Source organism: Psychroserpens sp. Hel_I_66 (assembly GCF_000799465.1).
Taxonomy (GTDB): Bacteria; Bacteroidota; Bacteroidia; order Flavobacteriales; family Flavobacteriaceae; genus Psychroserpens.
In genome coordinates this window covers 2,334,627-2,353,405 of the sequence record NZ_JUGU01000001.1, presented here as the reverse complement: position 1 = coordinate 2,353,405, position 18,779 = coordinate 2,334,627, and the positions used below count along the sequence as shown (strand labels likewise).

Annotated in this window: 16 protein-coding genes; 14 read left to right on the top strand and 2 right to left on the bottom strand. The window is 34.2% G+C overall.

The features are described 5' to 3' along the window. Positions 1 to 7: 7 nt before the first annotated feature. The 7 genes from GQ40_RS10590 to GQ40_RS10560 all read left to right on the top strand — a co-directional run bounded on the left by GQ40_RS10590 (position 8) and on the right by GQ40_RS10560 (position 9,522). The gene (locus GQ40_RS10590) at positions 8 to 1,030 is read left to right on the top strand and encodes an alpha/beta fold hydrolase (protein WP_047548034.1); all 1,023 of its coding nucleotides are present in this window, start codon (positions 8 to 10) and stop codon (positions 1,028 to 1,030) included. Between the two features lie 2 nt (positions 1,031 to 1,032). Continuing rightward, positions 1,033 to 2,199, top strand: coding sequence for a trans-sulfuration enzyme family protein (locus GQ40_RS10585; protein ID WP_047548033.1), 1,167 nt, complete (start codon positions 1,033 to 1,035; stop codon positions 2,197 to 2,199). Continuing rightward, positions 2,192 to 3,193, top strand: coding sequence for a homocysteine S-methyltransferase family protein (locus GQ40_RS10580; RefSeq protein WP_047548032.1), 1,002 nt, complete (start codon positions 2,192 to 2,194; stop codon positions 3,191 to 3,193). The genes GQ40_RS10585 and GQ40_RS10580 overlap by 8 nt, the downstream gene beginning before the upstream one ends. Beyond that, positions 3,193 to 6,312 carry a vitamin B12 dependent-methionine synthase activation domain-containing protein gene (locus GQ40_RS10575; RefSeq protein ID WP_047548031.1) on the top strand — a complete coding sequence of 1,040 codons (3,120 nt, stop codon included), beginning with the start codon at positions 3,193 to 3,195 and terminating at the stop codon, positions 6,310 to 6,312. Before GQ40_RS10580 ends, GQ40_RS10575 begins: the two co-directional genes overlap by 1 nt. 334 nt (positions 6,313 to 6,646) lie before the next feature. Then, positions 6,647 to 7,603, top strand: coding sequence for a methylenetetrahydrofolate reductase [NAD(P)H] (gene metF / locus GQ40_RS10570; protein ID WP_047548030.1), 957 nt, complete (start codon positions 6,647 to 6,649; stop codon positions 7,601 to 7,603). Between the two features lie 75 nt (positions 7,604 to 7,678). Beyond that, entirely contained in the window at positions 7,679 to 8,776 is a 1,098-nt protein-coding gene (locus tag GQ40_RS10565) for an acyloxyacyl hydrolase (protein WP_047548029.1), read from the top strand. Continuing rightward, entirely contained in the window at positions 8,773 to 9,522 is a 750-nt protein-coding gene (locus GQ40_RS10560; protein ID WP_047548028.1) for a head GIN domain-containing protein, read from the top strand. Before GQ40_RS10565 ends, GQ40_RS10560 begins: the two co-directional genes overlap by 4 nt. Before the next feature lie 51 nt (positions 9,523 to 9,573). On the opposite strand, the gene GQ40_RS10555 is transcribed toward GQ40_RS10560, so the two are convergent. Further along, on the bottom strand, positions 9,574 to 9,774 hold the full coding sequence (locus GQ40_RS10555) for a hypothetical protein (RefSeq protein WP_047548027.1): 201 nt from the start codon (positions 9,772 to 9,774) through the stop codon (positions 9,574 to 9,576). A gap of 11 nt (positions 9,775 to 9,785) precedes the next feature. Next, positions 9,786 to 10,679, bottom strand: a complete 894-nt coding sequence (gene gldA, locus GQ40_RS10550) for a gliding motility-associated ABC transporter ATP-binding subunit GldA (protein ID WP_047548026.1) — start codon at positions 10,677 to 10,679, stop codon at positions 9,786 to 9,788. A gap of 331 nt (positions 10,680 to 11,010) precedes the next feature. On the opposite strand from gldA, the gene GQ40_RS10545 reads away from it, so the two are divergent. From GQ40_RS10545 to rsgA, 7 genes are all read left to right on the top strand, one after another. Beyond that, positions 11,011 to 11,838: a prephenate dehydratase gene (locus tag GQ40_RS10545; protein ID WP_047551854.1), complete on the top strand. Its 828-nt coding sequence runs from the start codon at positions 11,011 to 11,013 to the stop codon at positions 11,836 to 11,838. Beyond that, positions 11,835 to 12,980: a pyridoxal phosphate-dependent aminotransferase gene (locus GQ40_RS10540; protein ID WP_047548025.1), complete on the top strand. Its 1,146-nt coding sequence runs from the start codon at positions 11,835 to 11,837 to the stop codon at positions 12,978 to 12,980. Before GQ40_RS10545 ends, GQ40_RS10540 begins: the two co-directional genes overlap by 4 nt. A 70-nt stretch (positions 12,981 to 13,050) precedes the next feature. Next, positions 13,051 to 13,902, top strand: coding sequence for a prephenate dehydrogenase (locus GQ40_RS10535; RefSeq protein WP_047548024.1), 852 nt, complete (start codon positions 13,051 to 13,053; stop codon positions 13,900 to 13,902). Between the two features lie 74 nt (positions 13,903 to 13,976). After that, entirely contained in the window at positions 13,977 to 15,059 is a 1,083-nt protein-coding gene (locus GQ40_RS10530) for a bifunctional 3-deoxy-7-phosphoheptulonate synthase/chorismate mutase type II (protein ID WP_047548023.1), read from the top strand. Positions 15,060 to 15,161: 102 nt separating this feature from the next. Further along, complete coding sequence (locus tag GQ40_RS10525; protein WP_047548022.1) at positions 15,162 to 15,956, top strand: carboxypeptidase-like regulatory domain-containing protein; 795 nt, start codon at positions 15,162 to 15,164, stop codon at positions 15,954 to 15,956. Positions 15,957 to 16,049: 93 nt separating this feature from the next. Next, positions 16,050 to 17,711, top strand: coding sequence for a hypothetical protein (locus tag GQ40_RS10520; RefSeq protein ID WP_047548021.1), 1,662 nt, complete (start codon positions 16,050 to 16,052; stop codon positions 17,709 to 17,711). Positions 17,712 to 17,796: 85 nt separating this feature from the next. Next, positions 17,797 to 18,747 carry a ribosome small subunit-dependent GTPase A gene (rsgA, locus tag GQ40_RS10515; RefSeq protein ID WP_047548020.1) on the top strand — a complete coding sequence of 317 codons (951 nt, stop codon included), beginning with the start codon at positions 17,797 to 17,799 and terminating at the stop codon, positions 18,745 to 18,747. Positions 18,748 to 18,779 lie beyond the last annotated feature (32 nt).

Below are 18,779 nucleotides of genomic sequence, written 5' to 3'. Positions count from 1 at the left end.
TAAACTCATGTCAACATTAAAACACATTTCTATTTCTAATTTTAATACTGAAATTGGCACCACCCAACACATCAACTTATCGTATCAAGTTTTTGGACAAAACTTACATGATGCACCGATTGTTCTGGTGAATCACCCATTGACGGGTAATTCTAATATCTGCGGAAATGAGGGTTGGTGGAATGATCTCATAGGTGAACATAAATGCATCGATACCAATTTTTATACGGTTTTAGCATTTAATATTCCAGGAAATGGTTACGACGGAAACACAAATAACCTCATTGAAAATTATATGGATTTTAATGCAAGGGACATCGCTAAAATCTTTTCCGAGGGATTAAAAATTTTAAAAATTAAAGAATTGTATGCTGCCATTGGAGGATCTGTTGGAGGTGGGATTGGTTGGGAATTAGCTGCATTGCAACCAGATTTGATCGAGCACCTCATTCCTATCGCGACCGATTGGAAATCTACAGATTGGCTCATTGCCAATTGCCATATTCAAGACGCTATATTAAATAATTCCAGTTCGCCATTGGCAGATGCACGAATGCACGCCATGACCTTATATCGCACACCAGAATCTCTGACGAGTAAATTCCGAAGAACTGAAAAATCAGCTCAACTGTTTAATGTAGAAAGTTGGCTTAATTATCATGGAAAAGCTTTAGATGAGCGTTTTAATATTTCAGCATATAAATTAATGAATCAAATATTGAGAACTATTGATATTACAAGAAACAGAACGTCATTTAGTGATGTGGTTTCGAAAATCAAGTCTAATATCCATATCGTTACCATTAATAGCGATCTCTTTTTTAAACCTGAAGAAAACTGGGAAACCTATGTCGATCTTAAGTTAATAAAAGATAATGTTTGCATCAACGAGATAAAGTCAATTCATGGTCATGATGCATTTTTGATAGAATTCGCGCAATTGTCAAAATTCTTATTACCAATTTTTGAAAAAAGAAAACAAAGTAAATATTTTGAATTGGATTGCTACAAAAAAAGAATTACAGCATAACTATGAGTCATTTTGAAACCGATGCCATACGAACGCAAACCGAGCGTTCTCAATTTTTAGAACATTCAACACCTTTATATTTAACATCAAGTTTTGTTTTTGAGGATGCAGAAGATATGAGAGCGTCTTTTGCTGAAGAAAAAATACGTAATGTCTATGGTCGTTATACAAATCCAAATAACTCAGAGTTTGTAGAAAAAATCTGCAAAATGGAAGGTGCCGAAGCTGGTTATGCATTCGCGTCTGGAATGTCTGCAGTGTTTTCAACGTTTGCAGCGTTATTAAATTCTGGAGATCATATAGTATCTGTACGAAGTGTTTTTGGTTCAACACATGGTTTGTTTACCAATTTCTTGCCAAAATGGAATATCACAACCAGCTACTTTGATACCAATAATTTAGATGATGTTGAGGCTAAAATCCAGTCGAATACAAAAATCATTTATGCGGAAAGCCCAACAAATCCTGCAGTAGATATCTTGGATTTAGAGCGTTTGGGACTCATTGCAAAGAAGCATAATCTTTTATTGGTGATTGACAATTGTTTTGCAACACCATATTTACAACAACCTATAAAATTTGGAGCAGATTTAGTGATTCATTCGGCAACAAAATTAATTGATGGACAAGGACGTGTTCTTGGAGGTGTCACTGTTGGAAGTGCCGATTTGATTAGAGAGATTTATTTATTTTCGCGTAATACTGGTCCAGCATTATCACCATTTAATGCTTGGGTATTATCAAAAAGTTTAGAAACTTTGGCAGTACGGGTTGACAAGCATTGCGAAAATGCTTTAAAAGTAGCGCAGTTTCTGGAAAATTATGATAGAATAAATCTGGTGAAATATCCATTTTTAAAATCACATCCGCAATACGAGATTGCCAAAAAGCAAATGAAACTTGGTGGAAATATTGTAGCTTTCGAAATTAAAGGAGGTATAGATTCTGGGCGACAATTTTTAAACAATATAAAAATGTGTTCATTATCTGCAAACTTAGGAGATACAAGAACTATTGTAACCCATCCAGCATCAACAACCCATGCTAAACTTTCCGAAGAAGATCGATTGGAAGTTGGAATAATTGGTGGACTGGTTAGAGTTTCGGTGGGATTGGAAAACGTAGAAGATGTGATTGAAGATTTAAAACAGGCGTTACAAAATGAGTAATATACAAGAGGAAATTGAAAAACGAATATTAGTGCTCGATGGCGCCATGGGAACCATGTTGCAGCGTTATAATTTTTCCGAAGAAGATTTTAGAGGAGAACGTTTTAAAAACTACCCAACGTCACTAAAAGGGAATAACGATTTATTATCCTTAACACAACCGCAAGCTATTGCAGATGTGCATAGATTATATTTTGAAGCAGGAGCAGATATTGTAGAAACCAACACTTTTTCTGGAACCACAATAGCAATGGCAGATTATAATATGGAAGATTTGGTTTATGAGTTAAATTACGAATCTGCAAAAATCGCTAAGCAAGTTGCTAATGAATTTACAAAAGTAAACCCAGAGAAACCAAGATTTGTAGCAGGTAGTATTGGCCCAACTAATAAAACCGCAAGCATGTCTCCAGATGTGAATAAGCCAGAATATCGAGCCATTACTTTTGAAGAATTAAGAGTTGCATACAAGCAGCAGGTAGAAGCTTTGATTGATGGTGGTGTTGATGTGCTTTTAGTGGAGACTATTTTTGATACGCTCAATGCTAAGGCAGCTTTATTTGCTATTGAAGAAGTAAAAGAAGAGCGCCAAATAGACATCCCAATTATGGTATCTGGAACCATAACAGATGCATCAGGTCGAACACTGTCTGGTCAGACTGTAGAAGCCTTTTTGGCTTCAATTTCTCATATTCCATTATTGAGTGTCGGTTTTAATTGTGCTTTAGGTGCAGAGCAGCTCAAACCTTATTTACAGCGATTATCTAACGAAACCGAATTTCACACCTCTGCACACCCAAATGCTGGTTTACCAAATGCTTTTGGAGAATATGACCAATCTGCAAAACAAATGCAGGTTTTGATCGAGGATTATTTAAAAGATGGATTAATTAATATTATTGGTGGTTGCTGCGGAACAAATCCGGAACACATCAAAGCTATTGCTGAGGTTGCCCAAAATTACAAACCAAGACAAACTAAAGTACACGCATAATGGCAGAAAGTGACTGTAAAAAGTATCTAACATTATCTGGATTAGAACCTCTAGTCGTAACTCCAGAAAGTAACTTCATAAACGTAGGAGAACGCACAAACGTAACCGGTTCAAGAAAATTTTTAAGATTAATAAAAGAAGAAAAATACGACGAGGCTTTAAGCGTCGCCAGAGATCAAGTTGAAGGAGGCGCGCAAATTTTAGATGTCAATATGGATGAAGGCATGCTCGATGGTAAATATGCCATGGTGAAGTTTTTAAACCTTATTGCCTCTGAGCCAGATATTGCACGTATTCCGTTGATGATTGATAGTTCAAAATGGGAAATTATTGAAGCTGGATTACAAGTTGCGCAAGGTAAATGTGTTGTCAATTCAATAAGTTTAAAGGAAGGCGAAGCAGAGTTTAAGCGTCAGGCTAAACTTGTTAAGCGCTATGGTGCTGCGGTAATTGTTATGGCTTTTGATGAAAACGGACAAGCAGATACCTATGATCGCAGGATTGAAATTTGTAAACGCTCCTACGATATTTTGGTTAATGAGGTCAAATTTTCGCCACAGGACATCATTTTTGATCCCAATATTTTTCCTGTAGCGACAGGTATGGACGAGCATCGACGCAACGCTCTTGATTTTTTCAATGCAACTAAATGGATTCGTGAAAATCTTCCGTATGCAAATGTTTCGGGAGGTGTGAGTAATGTGTCTTTTTCTTTCCGCGGAAATGATACCGTTAGGGAAGCTATCAATTCAGCATTTTTATATCACGCTATTAAACATGGCATGAATTTAGGGATTGTAAACCCAACGATGTTGGAGATTTATGATGAAATTCCGAAGGATTTATTGCAACACGTCGAAGACGTATTATTTAATAGAAGTGATGACGCAACAGAACGTTTATTAGATTTTGCTGAAACTGTAAAAGGCGATAAAAAGGAAGATGTCGTTAAAGTTTTAGAGTGGCGAAATGAACCACTACAAGACCGAATAACCCACAGTTTAGTTAAAGGTATTGATGAGTTTATTATAGAAGATACCGAAGAAGCAAGATTAGCATCCAGCAAACCTATAGAAGTGATCGAAGGCAATTTAATGATTGGGATGAACGTCGTAGGTGATCTTTTTGGCAGTGGAAAAATGTTCTTGCCTCAAGTGGTAAAATCTGCTCGTGTGATGAAAAAGGCTGTAGCGTATTTACAGCCATTTATTGAAGAAGCAAAAAAAGCCCCTAAATCCCCAAAGGGGACTTACTATTGGAAGACAGCAGATCCAGTCTTGTATGGTTTATTGAAACAATACGCTAAAGAAATGCGTAATAAACCTACGCATGCAGAAGAGGTGTTATGGAATGAACTAAGTGGTAAAAAAGTAGATGGATTTAAGTTTAGACGTCAACATATAATAGGTGGTTACATAGCAGATTTTATTTGTTTAAAACAAAGTTTAATAATTGAAATAGATGGATTAATACATCAATTACCAGAAAATAAAATTTCTGATGAAGAGCGAACAAAATGGTTAAATAATAATGGATATCGTGTTATTAGATTTACAAATGATGATGTATTGTCAAATCTTGAAAATGTTTTAGAATCAATTAAAACCGAGTTGAAAGTTTCCCCTTTGGGGACGGAAGGGGCTAGATATGCAGGACGTATTTTAATGGCAACCGTAAAAGGCGATGTACACGACATTGGTAAAAATATTGTAAGTGTTGTTTTGGGTTGTAATAACTACGAAATCATAGACTTAGGCGTTATGGTGCCTCCAGAAAAAATTATTGAAACAGCCATTAGAGAAAATGTAGATGTTATTGGATTGAGCGGATTAATTACTCCGTCACTTGATGAAATGGTGTACGTCTCCCAGCAAATGGAGAAGAAAAATCTAAACATTCCGTTGATTATTGGAGGCGCAACAACCTCTCGTGCACATACCTCAGTTAAGATTGCACCAAAATATAATCATACGGTTGTGCACATCAATGATGCATCGAGAGCAGTGACTGTAGTTGGGAATTTGCTTCAAAAAGACAATAAAATCTATAAAGAACAAATTAGGGAAGAATACGATAAATTTAGGGAGCAGTTTTTAAAACGAGGCAAGCAAAAAAATTATGTTTCCATAGAGGACGCTCGAAAAAATAAATTTAAGATTGATTGGAGTACTTCGGAAATTGTAAAACCCAAAAACCTTGGCATTCAAATTATAGAGGACTTTGATATCACTAAATTGGAAACTTTTATTGATTGGAGTCCGTTTTTTAGAAGTTGGGATCTTCATGGTAAATATCCAGATATTTTAACAGATAATGTCGTTGGAGAACAGGCGCAAGAATTGTTCAAAGATGCTCAAAACTTATTGAAACGTATTTTTGATGAAAAGCTACTTAAAGCAAAAGCCATTTTTGGATTGTTTCCAGCAAATACAATAAATGATGATGATATTGAGGTGACAATCAGAGATGGTCATGCTGAACTTGATTCAGCATCTCATAAAGAGACGCTCACATTTCTTACCCTTCGTCAGCAATTAAGTAAAAGAGAAGGCATTCCAAATATTGCTTTATCAGATTTTATCGCACCAAAAGATAAAGGGATCCAAGATTATATGGGAGCATTTTGTGTCTCTACAGGATTTGGGACTGCAGAATTAGCCAAACAATTTGAAGCAGATCATGATGATTATAATTCAATTATGATTAAGGCATTGGCAGATAGGTTAGCAGAAGCCTTCGCAGAATACTTGCACAAACAGGTGAGGACTGATTTTTGGGGCTATGCTTCCGAAGAAAATCTAACAAATACCGATTTAATAAAGGAGTCGTATAAAGGGATTCGCCCAGCTCCAGGTTATCCAGCGTGTCCAGATCACTTGGAGAAGAAAACGATTTGGAAATTATTAAACGTCGAAGAAAATATAGGCGTGAAATTAACCGAAAGTCTAGCCATGTGGCCCGCTGCAAGTGTAAGTGGTTATTATTTTGGGAATGAAGAAGCAAAATATTTTGGATTAGGAAAGATAACCGAAGATCAATTAAAGGATTATGCAAAGCGAAGACATGTTAGTGAAGATGAAGCAAGAAAATGGTTGAATCCTAATTTGGCAGATCAATAATTCAATAAAAAAAAATTAAAATTTGAATAGCTTAAAAGCTAAAAAATATAGTAAAAACAGATAAAATTTCAACAAATTATAGCACAGAAAAATCTTAACAATTAATTACAATTTAGATAATGTTTTAATGTGAAAAAGGAATAATTTTGCAAAAAAATTAAAGCTACATTAAAATGAAAAAGTATAGATTAGAATTGAAGTTTGCTATCCAAATTATATTGCTTACAGCAGTGTCTTTGGTGATTGCGGGCTTAATGTCAAAATTTTAATTAAAGAAGATGTTCGGTTATAAATTTGTTTCTGAAAATGACTTCCAAAAGTTTGGAATTAACATATGAAAATAACTGAACACATTAAAAAAGCCAACGGAAAAACATTGTTTTCTTTTGAGATTATTCCGCCAAAAAAAGGAAATAGTATTCACGAGTTATACAGTAATATTGATCCATTAATGGAGTATAAACCTCCATTTATTGATGTCACGACGTCTAGGGAGCAATATGTTTATATTGATAAAGGCGAGGGATTGTTAGATAGGCGAATTACGAGAATGCGTCCTGGCACAGTTGGTATTTGTGCAGCAATCAAACATAAATATGATGTAGATACGGTACCACATGTGCTGTGTGGAGGGTTTTCTAAAGAGGAAACAGAATACTTATTAATAGATTGTCATTATTTGGGCATAGATAATGTCATGGCACTTCGTGGAGATGCGATGAGCCATCAAAAATACTTTGAACCCTCAAAGGGTGGTCATAAATTTGCGACCCAATTGGTAGGTCAAATCCAAAATTTAAATTGTGGTAAATATCTTCATGACGTCGTTGAGGCAGATAATAAAGCAGATTTTTGCATAGGTGTTGCTGGTTATCCTGAAAAACACATTGAGGCACCTTCATTACAATCGGATTTAAAACGTTTAAAAGAGAAAGTTGACGCTGGCGCAGATTATGTGGTGACCCAAATGTTTTTTGATAATAAAAAGTACTTCGATTTCGTAGAAGCTGCAAAAAAGGAAGGTATAAATGTGCCAATTATTCCTGGGATTAAACCTATTGCAGTAAAAAAACACCTGCAGTTGTTGCCTCAGGTCTTTAAAATTGATTTACCTCAAGACCTCATCAATGCTATTGAAAACTGTTCTAACAATAAAAATGTTAGGCAAGTTGGAGTGGAGTGGACAATCCATCAATCTAAAGAGCTTTTAGATGCTGGAGTACCAGTGTTACATTACTATTCTATGGGAAAAAGTGATAATATAGAAGCCATTGCATCTGCACTATTTTAAAACTCACATTTTGATTTTTGCGTATAGTTTTAAAGCGTAAAATTAATTACATACTTTTACGCTCTAACTCAATTTATGAATCGTTTTTTACCCTACTTGTTTTGCATTTGCTGTTGGTCTGTTTTTTCGCAAGATGAAGATCCAGATCTATTCACTTTAGATGCCAATATGTTCTACGGAACAATCCTGGAACACAACCCAGATATCTCACATTTAATTACAGATCATCCCAGCGGATTGATTTTAAGCTACAATAAAAAAACCTACGGGTTTAAAGACTGGGAAAGTAGATATAACTATCCAGACTGGGGTTTCTCATTCATTTATCAAGATATGAAAAATGAATTTCTGGGAGAGAATTATGGATTATATGCGCATTATAATTTCTACTTTTTGAACCGAAATCTTAATTTCAGAATCGCTCAAGGTATTGCATATACAACAAACCCGTATGATAAGTATTCTAACTTTCAGAATAATGCTTATGGGTCTGATTTGTTGAGCTCCACATATGTAATGTTTAATTACAGAAAAGAAAATATTTATAAAGGTTTAGGGTTAAATGCAGGTATTTCAATCATTCATTATTCTAATGCAAACTTTAGGGCGCCAAATAATTCTACCAACACATTTGTGTTCAACGTTGGTGCGAACTATTTATTTAACTATGAAAACGAACCTGAGTTTATTGCATCTTCCGAAGAAAAAAAGTTTAAGGAAGACATAAAGTATAATCTTGTGTTTAGAACAGGCTTAAATGAAAGTGATGTTATTGATACAGGTCAATACCCGTTTTATATTATTTCTGCCTATGCCGATAAGCGCCTTAATAGAAAAAGTGCGATCCAAGTGGGAGCAGATGTGTTTTTCTCAAAATTTTTAGAGGAGTTGATCTATTATTATTCGGTCGCTTTTCCAGAATTTGACGTTACCGGAAATGAAGACTGGAAGCGAGTTGGTATTTTTGTAGGTCATGAATTGTTTATCAATAAAATGTCTTTTATCACACAGTTAGGTTATTATGTGTATTACCCTTACGATTTTGAAGGACGGGTTTACAATAGAATTGGATTAAAACGCTATTTTGGAGATAAATTTTTTGGAGCTATGACCTTAAAGTCCCACGGAGCAAAAGCAGAGGCTGTTGAATTTGGAATTGGAGTACGACTATGAAAAAGTTAATATACATACTATTTACCGTTATTTTATTGTCCTGCAATGGAGAGAACGTTCCAAATTGTATCCAAAATTCTGGAGATATTATCGAAAGAGATTTTGAAGTGGATGCATTTACAGAAATTACTGCATTTGCAAGAGTAGCATTGATTGTAACAGATGCGCCAACACAATCTGTCACTGTACAAACAGGTGAATTTTTAATTAATGATATTGAAGTTGTTGTTGAAAATGGACATTTAAAGCTATACAATAATAATGCATGTAATATTACGCGAGATTATGGCATTACAAAGGTATTTGTAGGTGCACCAAACCTTACTAAAATTAGAAATGCATCTGGTTTAACAGTTAGGAGTGAAGGTGTTTTGAGCTATAATTCTTTACAGTTAATTTCAGAAGATTTTACTGAAGAAGATGCAGTAAATACTGATGGTGATTTTAATGTTGAGGTTGATTGTGATTCATTAAGTATTATGGTAAATAATTTATCTACTACGTTTATAAGTGGTGAAGTAGGCAGTTTATTTCTTGGTTATTATTCTGGAGATGCACGTTTTGAAGGTCGAAATTTGATAGCTCAAAATGTTGATATTTTCCAGCGTAGCAGTAACGATTTGATTATTAATGCACAACAATCTGTAACTGGAGAAATAAGAGGTACAGGTGACGTTATTCTTGTAAATACACCTCCAATTGTTGATGTGGAGCAGTTTTATACTGGGCAGATTATTTTTGAGTAAATTCCTGCAAAGGCAGGAATCTCAGTGCTAGAAGTAATTATCATCATTTATTTAAAGGTAAATTGCTGAACAAATACTTAGAATAACTACAAATATTCCAATTCTAGTATTCCATTCTTCTTCAAAAATTTGGGAATACGTCTTTTTGCCTCCGTAGAAAATCCATTTGATTGTTGCTCCAATTCCTTTTAGAAATGATGGAATCATATCTCTAATAAAGTCTCCAAGCATTTCAATTAAAAATTCACCCATTTAAATAGAATCTAACTAGTCAACTCCCTAAACAAACTTTCTAAACTCGCATTTTTTTGATTGAGCTGAAGGATTTTCAATTCATTATCATGAGCAAAATCAAAAACGTGGGAGCGCATATCTTCCGTAGTAGAAAATGTGATCTCGTAAATAAAATCGTGTGTGTTTTTAACGGTTTTTGCGTTAGGAAGTTTCAGTAAAAAAGCCTCTTCAACACGATAATCAAACTCTACGATTACCGTTTGTTCTTGTCCGTCGCGTAAATCCTTTAATTTTTTATCTGCAACGATTTCACCTTTATTGATGATGATCACTCTATCGCAAATGGCCTCAACCTCTTGCATGATGTGCGTCGATAAAAACACAGTTTTGTCCTTGCCAATGTTTTTGATCAAATGTCTTATTTCTACCAATTGATTAGGATCTAAACCAGTAGTTGGCTCATCTAAAATTAAAACCGACGGGTTGTGCAATAAAGCATTTGCCAACCCCACACGCTGCCTGTAACCTTTTGATAATTGCCCGATTTTTTTATGAGCCTCTGGTGTTAGACCAGTGAGTTCAATCACCTCATTGATTCGAGATTTGGGCGTTTTATAAACACCTGCGTTAAAAGCAAGATATTCCTTGACGTACATTTCTAGATATAGCGGGTTGTGTTCTGGCAGATAGCCCACACTTTTTTGAACATCCTGTTTATTAGTTTCAACATGAAACCCGCTCACTTTAGCAACACCATTGGTTGCATTGATATATGTGGTGAGAATTTTCATTAATGTAGATTTTCCAGCACCATTAGGACCCAAAAAACCAACAATCTCTCCAGTTTTTACAGAAAAGGAAATATTATTCAAGGCTTTTTGTTCGCCATAAACTTTTGAAATATGTTCAACCTCAATAGACATGTAGTAATTGTTTATTCAAAAATAGTAATTATTAGTAATGACATACTTTAAATTATGAATTCTTTAATTCTGAAATGTAAAACCTAAAAAATTAGTCTAACAATTTTGATTTGTTAAAAATATAAGTACATTAGCAATATAATTTAAATATCCAATTTGACGGATAGTAGAAATGAAAACATCAAATCATACATATTTTAACTGGTTCTATTTCTTTTTTAGCGAAAAGAGAGAGACGTTATATGTATAATTTATATAAAATAAATATAATATGAGTCTCGATGAAAATCGGGACTTTTTTTATAATTCAAATTTAAGAAACTCAAATACATTGATCAAAACAGTTGCCATACAAGGAATAAGAGGTTCGTTTCATCATATTGTGTCACAACAATACTTTGGAGAAAAGATTTTAGTAGATGAGTGCATGACCTTTGATGCGGTAATTGAAAGTATTTTAACTCTTAAAAGTGATGCTGCAATTATGGCGATTGAGAATTCTATAGCTGGCTCTATAATTCCTAATTACGCATTGATCGATTCAAATAATTTACACATCATTGGTGAGCACTATTTAGATATCCAGCACCATTTAATGGCACTTCCAAACCAACATCTGGAAGATATTAAGGAAGTACATTCACATCCTATGGCATTATTGCAATGCAAAGCTTTTTTTAAACAGTATCCTCATATAAAACTAATTGAAGATAAAGACACAGCACAAGTTGCAGAGCGCATTAATCAAGAACAAGCCAAAGGTGTAGCAGCCATCGCATCTCGTTTGGCAGCACAGTTATTTGATCTTGAGGTTTTAGCAGAAAGTATCCAAACCATTAAACATAATGAAACCCGATTTTTCATAGTTAAAACTAAAAACTCGGAATTATCTAAAAAGGAAATCAATAAAGCATCGGTAAAGTTTGAATTAGACCATAAAAGAGGAAGTTTAGCGACTATTTTAAATGTTTTGAGTGATTGTAAGTTAAATTTAACCAAAATACAATCGCTCCCAAAAATAGAAACCCCTTGGAAATATGCTTTCTTCGTGGATTTAACTTTCGATGATTACAAAGATTATGAGAAAGCGAAATCGATAATGAAAATTATGGCTCAGGATTTCAAAATATTGGGAGAATATAAAAATGCTAGACAATGATAGAGGTAGCCAATCGCTTAAAAAATGTTGAAGAATACTACTTTTCTAAAAAATTAAGAGAAGTAGCATTGCTTAAATCGCAAGGCAAGCCCATTATTAATTTGGGTATTGGCAGTCCAGATATGGATCCGCCAGAAGCGGTTCTCAACGCACTTGTTGAGTCTTTTGATGATGATGCAGCCCATAAATACCAAAGTTATCAAGGCATACCAGAGTTAAGAGAAGCCATCGCAGATTTTTATAAAAAACAATTTAATGTGCCATTAAGCTCTCAAACCGAAGTATTGCCACTAATGGGTAGTAAAGAAGGGATTTTGCATATTTCAATGGCATTTTTAAACGAAGGCGACGAGGTATTGATTCCAAATCCAGGGTATCCAACCTATAAATCTGTCACAAATCTTGTTGGAGCAGTACCGGTTTTTTACGATTTGACCGAAGATTCTGGCTGGTTTCCAGATTTGGTAGTATTAGAGAAAAGAGGCGTTGAAAAGGTCAAGATGATGTGGGTCAATTATCCGCATATGCCAACAGGAGCACAAGGGTCTGTAAAGCTTTTTGAAGATTTAATACGCTTTGCCAAGCGTCATGATATATTGATTATCAATGATAATCCATATAGTTTTGTACTCAATCGTTTTCCGCGTAGTATCTTGAAATACAAAGGTGCAAAAGACGTATGTTTAGAGTTAAATTCACTCAGTAAAACCTTCAATATGGCAGGATGGCGAGTGGGTATGCTGCTAGGTAAACACGACTACATCAATGCTGTTTTAAGGGTAAAGAGCAACATGGATTCTGGTATGTTTCTAGGCATCCAAAGAGGTGCTGTTGAAGCTTTAAAATGTTCAGATATGTGGTTTGAGAGTCTTAATAACGTGTACAGACAAAGACGAAATATCGTTTGGCAAATTGCAGATGCATTAAGCTGTACTTATAATAAAAACGCCTCAGGTTTGTTTGTTTGGGCAAAATTACCCGACCACCTCGAAGCAGAAAATTATATCGATTTAATATTAAAAGAAAAATCAATTTTCATCACGCCAGGAAGCATTTTTGGCTCCAATGGCAGTCGCTATATTAGAATTTCACTTTGTGCATCAATGACAGATCTAGAAGAGGCTCTAAAACGATTAACGTAGGATTAAAAATATTTTCTTCGGAAGATTAAAGCACGAAAACAATAAAATTTCCGAAGAAAAAAAATTAAGAATGAACAAAATTTACATCATAGGAGTTGGGTTAATTGGCGGAAGTTTAGCAATAGACATCAAGTCAAAATATGAAGGTGCAACGATTTTTGGAATCGACCTCAATGAGGACCATTTAAACGAAGCTTTATTATTAAACCTTATTGATGAAAAAGCGACCTATGAGGATTTAGAAAAAGCGGATTTGGTCATTCTCTCAATACCGGTTGACAAAGCGGTTTTGGAGTTGCCAAAAGTTTTGGATGCTGTTGGCGAGCAAACTTTAGTGATTGATGTAGGTTCTACAAAATTACCAGTGTGCAAAAGTGTAGAGAACCATGAGAGAAGACGTCACTTTTTAGCAACACACCCAATTGCAGGTACCGAATTTTCGGGACCAAAGGCAGCTATTGCAAATTTGTTCAATAAGAAAACGAACATCATTTGCGAGGTAGAAAAAACCACCTTTAAGCTGCAGGAAAAAGCTTTGAAATTATTTCAGGATTTAGGGATGCGTATTCGATACATGAATCCCGAAGCCCACGATAAGCACATCGCTTACGTGTCGCATTTATCGCATATAAGCTCATTTATGCTGGGTAAAACAGTGATAGAAAAAGAAAAAAATGAGCGTGACATTTTTGATATGGCAGGCAGCGGATTTGAAAGTACAGTACGTTTGGCAAAAAGCTCTCCAGCCATGTGGACACCTATTTTTAAGCAAAATAGAGAGAACGTTATAGAAACTTTAGACGAATACATCAATAATTTAAAGCAATTTAAAACTCTAATGGAGGCAGATGATTTTGATGCTATATACAACGAAATGAAAAACACCAACCACATCAAAGATATTTTGAACGGGTTGGGTTGATAAAAACATAAAATAAAAACAAGTAAGAACGAATTTATTTTCTTCGGAAAAATGGATTCAAAAGACCAAAAGCAATGGAAAACAAGAAAGAAATGAGAACATGGTTGGATGATATGAAACTAGATCATCCTTTAGTAATAGCAGGACCATGCAGTGCAGAGACCGAAGAACAAGTTTTAAAAATAGCCCATGAGCTAAAGGATACTGATGTAAATTATTACCGAGCTGGTATTTGGAAACCAAGAACACGTCCAGGAAATTTTGAAGGAGTTGGTGCTTTAGGTCTTAAATGGTTGCAAAAAGTAAAAGCAGAAACAGGAATGAAAACCTGTACAGAGGTTGCTAATAGAAATCACGTAGAATTAGCGTTAGCGCATGATATAGATTTATTATGGATTGGCGCTCGGTCTACTGTGAGTCCGTTTATTATGCAGGAACTGGCAGATGCCTTAAAAGGAACAAATAAGATTGTATTGGTTAAAAATCCAGTAAATCCAGATTTGTCGCTATGGTTAGGAGGTATTGAACGATTATATTCTGCAGGAATTAAAAATTTGGGTGCTATTCACAGAGGTTTTTCGACCTATGAGAAAACAAAATATAGAAACATTCCAGAATGGCAAATTGCTATTGAGTTTCAAAATAGATTTCCAGATTTACCATTAATCAATGATCCTTCGCACATTACAGGTAAAAGAGATATGATTTTTGATGTGTCTCAAACCGCATTGGATCTCAATTTTGACGGTTTAATGATAGAAACACATTATGATCCTGATAATGCATGGAGTGATGCTGCACAGCAAGTAACACCTAAAACCTTAATTAAAATCATGGAAGATTTAAAAATAAGAAAAGAATCTGATCCTGAGGCAGAGTACAATAGTGAACTTAATAATCTAAGAGCTCAAATAGATGTCGTCGATAACCAGATTATTGAACTTCTAGGAAAACGAATGAAGGTTGCCGATGGTATTGGTGCGCTTAAAAAGCAAAAAAACGTTGCGGTTTTACAAAGCAAACGTTGGAACGAGATTTTAGGAAAAATGGTACTGCATGGTGATGAAAAAGGATTGAGCGAAGAATTTATTCTGCGTATGTTTAAGGCAATTCATCAAGAGTCAATTAACCACCAGGAAAAAGTTATTAATGGATAATTGTTGATTTTAAACAAAATATTTGATTTGAGCCTCATTAATTTGAGGCTTTTTTTATGCCCTTTACTAATTCAAAGGCTGTTTTTACTCATTGTTGGTTTTATGACTTTATCATTTCCAGTAGGTTTGGTTCATAATTTAAATTCCAACATTATGAACCGAGCGTTTTCAAAATTTAATGTTCTTAAAAATAACATTGACAGCAAACAACACGTGACGAAAAGAAACAATAGATACGAACACATGACATCACTTTTACTTTTAGCATCTGTTGTAATCTCATCCCTCACTTTTGGGCAATCTGAAATTAAAGGAATAATAACCGATGAGTTTGGTCTATTGTCAAACGTGAATATCTCAATAAAGAATACAAGATTAGGCACGTCGACAGATGAAAATGATCAATATAACATCCAAGCTAAACCAAGTGATACCCTTAGAGTATCACATGTAGGTTATGAACCAGTTGATATTGTAGTAGGTCATTTTAAAGAAATTAATATTAATTTAAAAAATTATCAAGTTTTGGATGAGGTTGTTGTAAATGCTTTTGATAGTGGGACAATTTCTTGTGGAATTATATGTGAAACAATAAAGACAAATTGTTATGTAGAATTAATTGAAAATAAGTTTAAAGGTCAGGAAGACATAGAAACTGTCAAACTTTACCCAAATCCATCAAAGGATGGTGTTTTCAATATTAGTCTTTTAGAAGATATTTCTCAAGTAAACATTATCATAGCAGATTTAACGGGTCGTATCATTTTAAATAGAACAGAACGCAAACTTAGTTCTAAAGTTATTATAGATTTATCTAATCAATCTTCCGTAATTTATGTCATAAATATATTGTCAAAAGGTGTTCAAATCACTTCAAAAAAAGCGATTAAGATTTAGAAAATCAATGGTATATTTTTCAAAGTGAATTAAAAGTTTATTTTTGTCAATGAAAGAATATTCTTTCCCTAACAACAACAAGATTACATACCTATGATTAAAAAAATCACATTTTTTTTACTGTTAGTTACCGCTTATACTACAGTAAATGGCCAAGGAAAATTAGGTCCAATTACCATAACCCATGGTGAGGAGATTGAGGCAGACAAAGAAACAATTGTAAGAATTGCAGGAGAGACTAATGGTAAAATTTATACGCTAGCCACCAAAGGAAAAAACTATTTTATCAAAGTTTTTAATTCTGAAAACATGGATTTGGTTTCAGTAAATGAAATTGAAATGGACGATTTTATTGATAAAGAGCCTGTTTTTGAGGAAATAGCTGTTTTAAACAATAGAATCTACATAATTGGTAGTGTTTACGACAGAAAAAATAAAATCAATAATTTATTGGCAGTTGAGATTTCCGAAGAAGGAAAACTAACCTCAAATACAAAAAAATTATTTTCTACGGAAGTCACAAAAAACAGAGAAAAAGGAGCTTTCTATTTTAAGCATTCACCTAATCAAGATAAATTATTGATCATGCATGCTTCTTTATTTGATAAGGAAGAAATAATGCAATACGAGATAAAATTGATCAATGAAAATCTTGATATTGTTACCTCACATTTAGAAAAAGTATCTTTTGAAGATAGAAGAGATTTAGAATTTGCTATATCTGATTTTGATGTCACTTTTCAAGACGATATCTTTTTAGTAATTAACGAAAGCTATAGAGAAAGAAAAGAAAAAAAGAACATCGAGAAATTTGAGGTTCATGCCTTTAAAAAAGCAAATAACTATGCAAAAGAAGTTATTAATATAGATTTTACCGGTAAAGAGGTTATCAATTGTGAAATGTTAATGACAGCAGATAACACACTTAATTTGGTCGGTTTTTACTCTAGTGTTAATAAAAGAGGAAAAGCAAACTGGAAATTAAAGGGTATTTACTCTGCAACCATAAATGCTTCGGTAAACGAAGTGACCAATTTAAAATTTAATGTTTTTGATTTAGAGACAAAGACAAAACTAATTGGTGAGCGTCGTGCGAAAAAAGATAAAGATATACCGCCATTTTATTCAACTCACAGTTTGATTGAAAAGGAAGATGGTGGATTAATTTTTCTGGCGGAATATAGACAATCTATTATAGGCAGATCTTCTGGTATAGGTATTGGAGGTCTTGGCGTAAGTTTTACACCAATCACCTTTTTTACTAATGAAATTATCGTAACCTCTTTAAACGCAGATGGGTCTGTAGAATGGGCAAATGTCTTGGCCAAAGATCAAAAAGCAAGCTTTACAACCATGTCTCTTGGCATGTATAGTTTTAGTAATGGTTCTAATTTTTCGGTAGGAGTTGGGATCTCGATTCCTTTAGCTGTTTTAGGAAAAGGGCCTGAATATTTAGGCGCAATTCCAATATATAACAATGGAGAGCTAACAGTGGTATTTAATGACAACAAAAAAAATATGGGTGTAACAGATATTGAAGAAATAAAAACTTTGGGAAACTATAATAAAGCCATACCAACTGCATTTACATTTGATAGAACAAATGGAGATATTAGTAGGATAGATCCGGAAGAATTACAAAAAGATCAATTGATTTTAAGGCCAGGAGTCTATCATATCAAAACCGATAAAGAATATCTTATTTATTCTTCAAGAAGGTCTGAAGATAAGCTAGGTCGTATGACTATAGATTAAAAATCTAAAATAAGATTTAAAAAGACCATCAACCGATGGTCTTTTTTTGTTGTTTTAAACGCTTATTATTAGCATCTTTGCTGTAATGACAGGACTCGTATATAAATCTACAGGAAGCTGGTACACCGTTAAAACCGATCTTGGTGCTGCGTACCAATGCAGGATTAAAGGAAAATTCAGGCTTCAGGGCATAAAAAGTACCAACCCAATAGCGGTTGGTGATGTTGTGGATTTTGAAATCGAAACCAATAACGATGAGGTAACAGGAGTCATCCACAATATTCATGATCGCAAAAATTACATAGTTCGTAAATCGGTTAATCTTTCAAAACAAACCCATATTATAGCATCAAATATTGATCAGGTTTTCTTATTGGTCACAATAGACAATCCTCCAACGTTTACCAGTTTTATAGATCGTTTTTTGGTCACTGCAGAAGCTTATCACGTCAAGACCATCTTACTGTTTAATAAAATAGATACCTATAGCGAAGAGACATTGGACGAGGTGCGTTTTTTAGCGTATGTCTATAGAAAAATCGGATACGAATGTATTGGTATTTCTGCGGAAACAGGAAAAAACACAGAAAAGGTAAAAGCATTAATGACTGGCAAAGTAAGTATGTTTGCAGGACATTCTGGTGTTGGGAAATCAACTTTGGTCAATGCCATCGAACCCAATTTAGATTTAAAAACAAAAGCAATTTCTACTCAGCACAGTCAAGGACAGCATACAACCACATTTGCAGAAATGTTTGATTTAAGCTTTGATGCAAAGATCATAGATACTCCAGGAATTAAAGGTTTTGGTATTGTTGATATGGATAAGGAAGAAGTAGGTGATTATTTCCCAGAATTTTTTGAACTTAAACAAGACTGTAAATTCAATAATTGCCTTCATATTGAAGAACCAAAATGTGCAGTTAAAGAGGCTTTAGACAAAGATGACATTGCCATTTCAAGATATAGAAGCTATCTTCAAATATTAGAAGGAGAAGATGAGCATTATAGAACAGATCATTGGGATGAAAACTAATTGGTTTCAGTGAGCACTATTCAGCTTAAATA

Bases quoted from the DNA above. Each gene is read 5' to 3' on its own strand.
- GQ40_RS10580 (WP_047548032.1), top strand. From the start codon at position 2,192: ATGAGTAATATACAAGAGGAAATTGAAAAACGAATATTAGTGCTCGAT.
- GQ40_RS10535 (WP_047548024.1), top strand. From the start codon at position 13,051: ATGAACAAAATTTACATCATAGGAGTTGGGTTAATTGGCGGAAGTTTA.
- GQ40_RS10590 (WP_047548034.1), top strand. From the start codon at position 8: ATGTCAACATTAAAACACATTTCTATTTCTAATTTTAATACTGAAATT.
- GQ40_RS10560 (WP_047548028.1), top strand. From the start codon at position 8,773: ATGAAAAAGTTAATATACATACTATTTACCGTTATTTTATTGTCCTGC.
- gldA (WP_047548026.1), bottom strand. From the start codon at position 10,679: ATGTCTATTGAGGTTGAACATATTTCAAAAGTTTATGGCGAACAAAAA.
- GQ40_RS10520 (WP_047548021.1), top strand. From the start codon at position 16,050: ATGATTAAAAAAATCACATTTTTTTTACTGTTAGTTACCGCTTATACT.
- GQ40_RS10575 (WP_047548031.1), top strand. From the start codon at position 3,193: ATGGCAGAAAGTGACTGTAAAAAGTATCTAACATTATCTGGATTAGAA.
- GQ40_RS10585 (WP_047548033.1), top strand. From the start codon at position 1,033: ATGAGTCATTTTGAAACCGATGCCATACGAACGCAAACCGAGCGTTCT.
- GQ40_RS10565 (WP_047548029.1), top strand. From the start codon at position 7,679: ATGAATCGTTTTTTACCCTACTTGTTTTGCATTTGCTGTTGGTCTGTT.
- GQ40_RS10540 (WP_047548025.1), top strand. From the start codon at position 11,835: ATGATAGAGGTAGCCAATCGCTTAAAAAATGTTGAAGAATACTACTTT.
- metF (WP_047548030.1), top strand. From the start codon at position 6,647: ATGAAAATAACTGAACACATTAAAAAAGCCAACGGAAAAACATTGTTT.
- GQ40_RS10530 (WP_047548023.1), top strand. From the start codon at position 13,977: ATGGAAAACAAGAAAGAAATGAGAACATGGTTGGATGATATGAAACTA.
- GQ40_RS10525 (WP_047548022.1), top strand. From the start codon at position 15,162: ATGACTTTATCATTTCCAGTAGGTTTGGTTCATAATTTAAATTCCAAC.
- rsgA (WP_047548020.1), top strand. From the start codon at position 17,797: ATGACAGGACTCGTATATAAATCTACAGGAAGCTGGTACACCGTTAAA.
- GQ40_RS10555 (WP_047548027.1), bottom strand. From the start codon at position 9,774: ATGGGTGAATTTTTAATTGAAATGCTTGGAGACTTTATTAGAGATATG.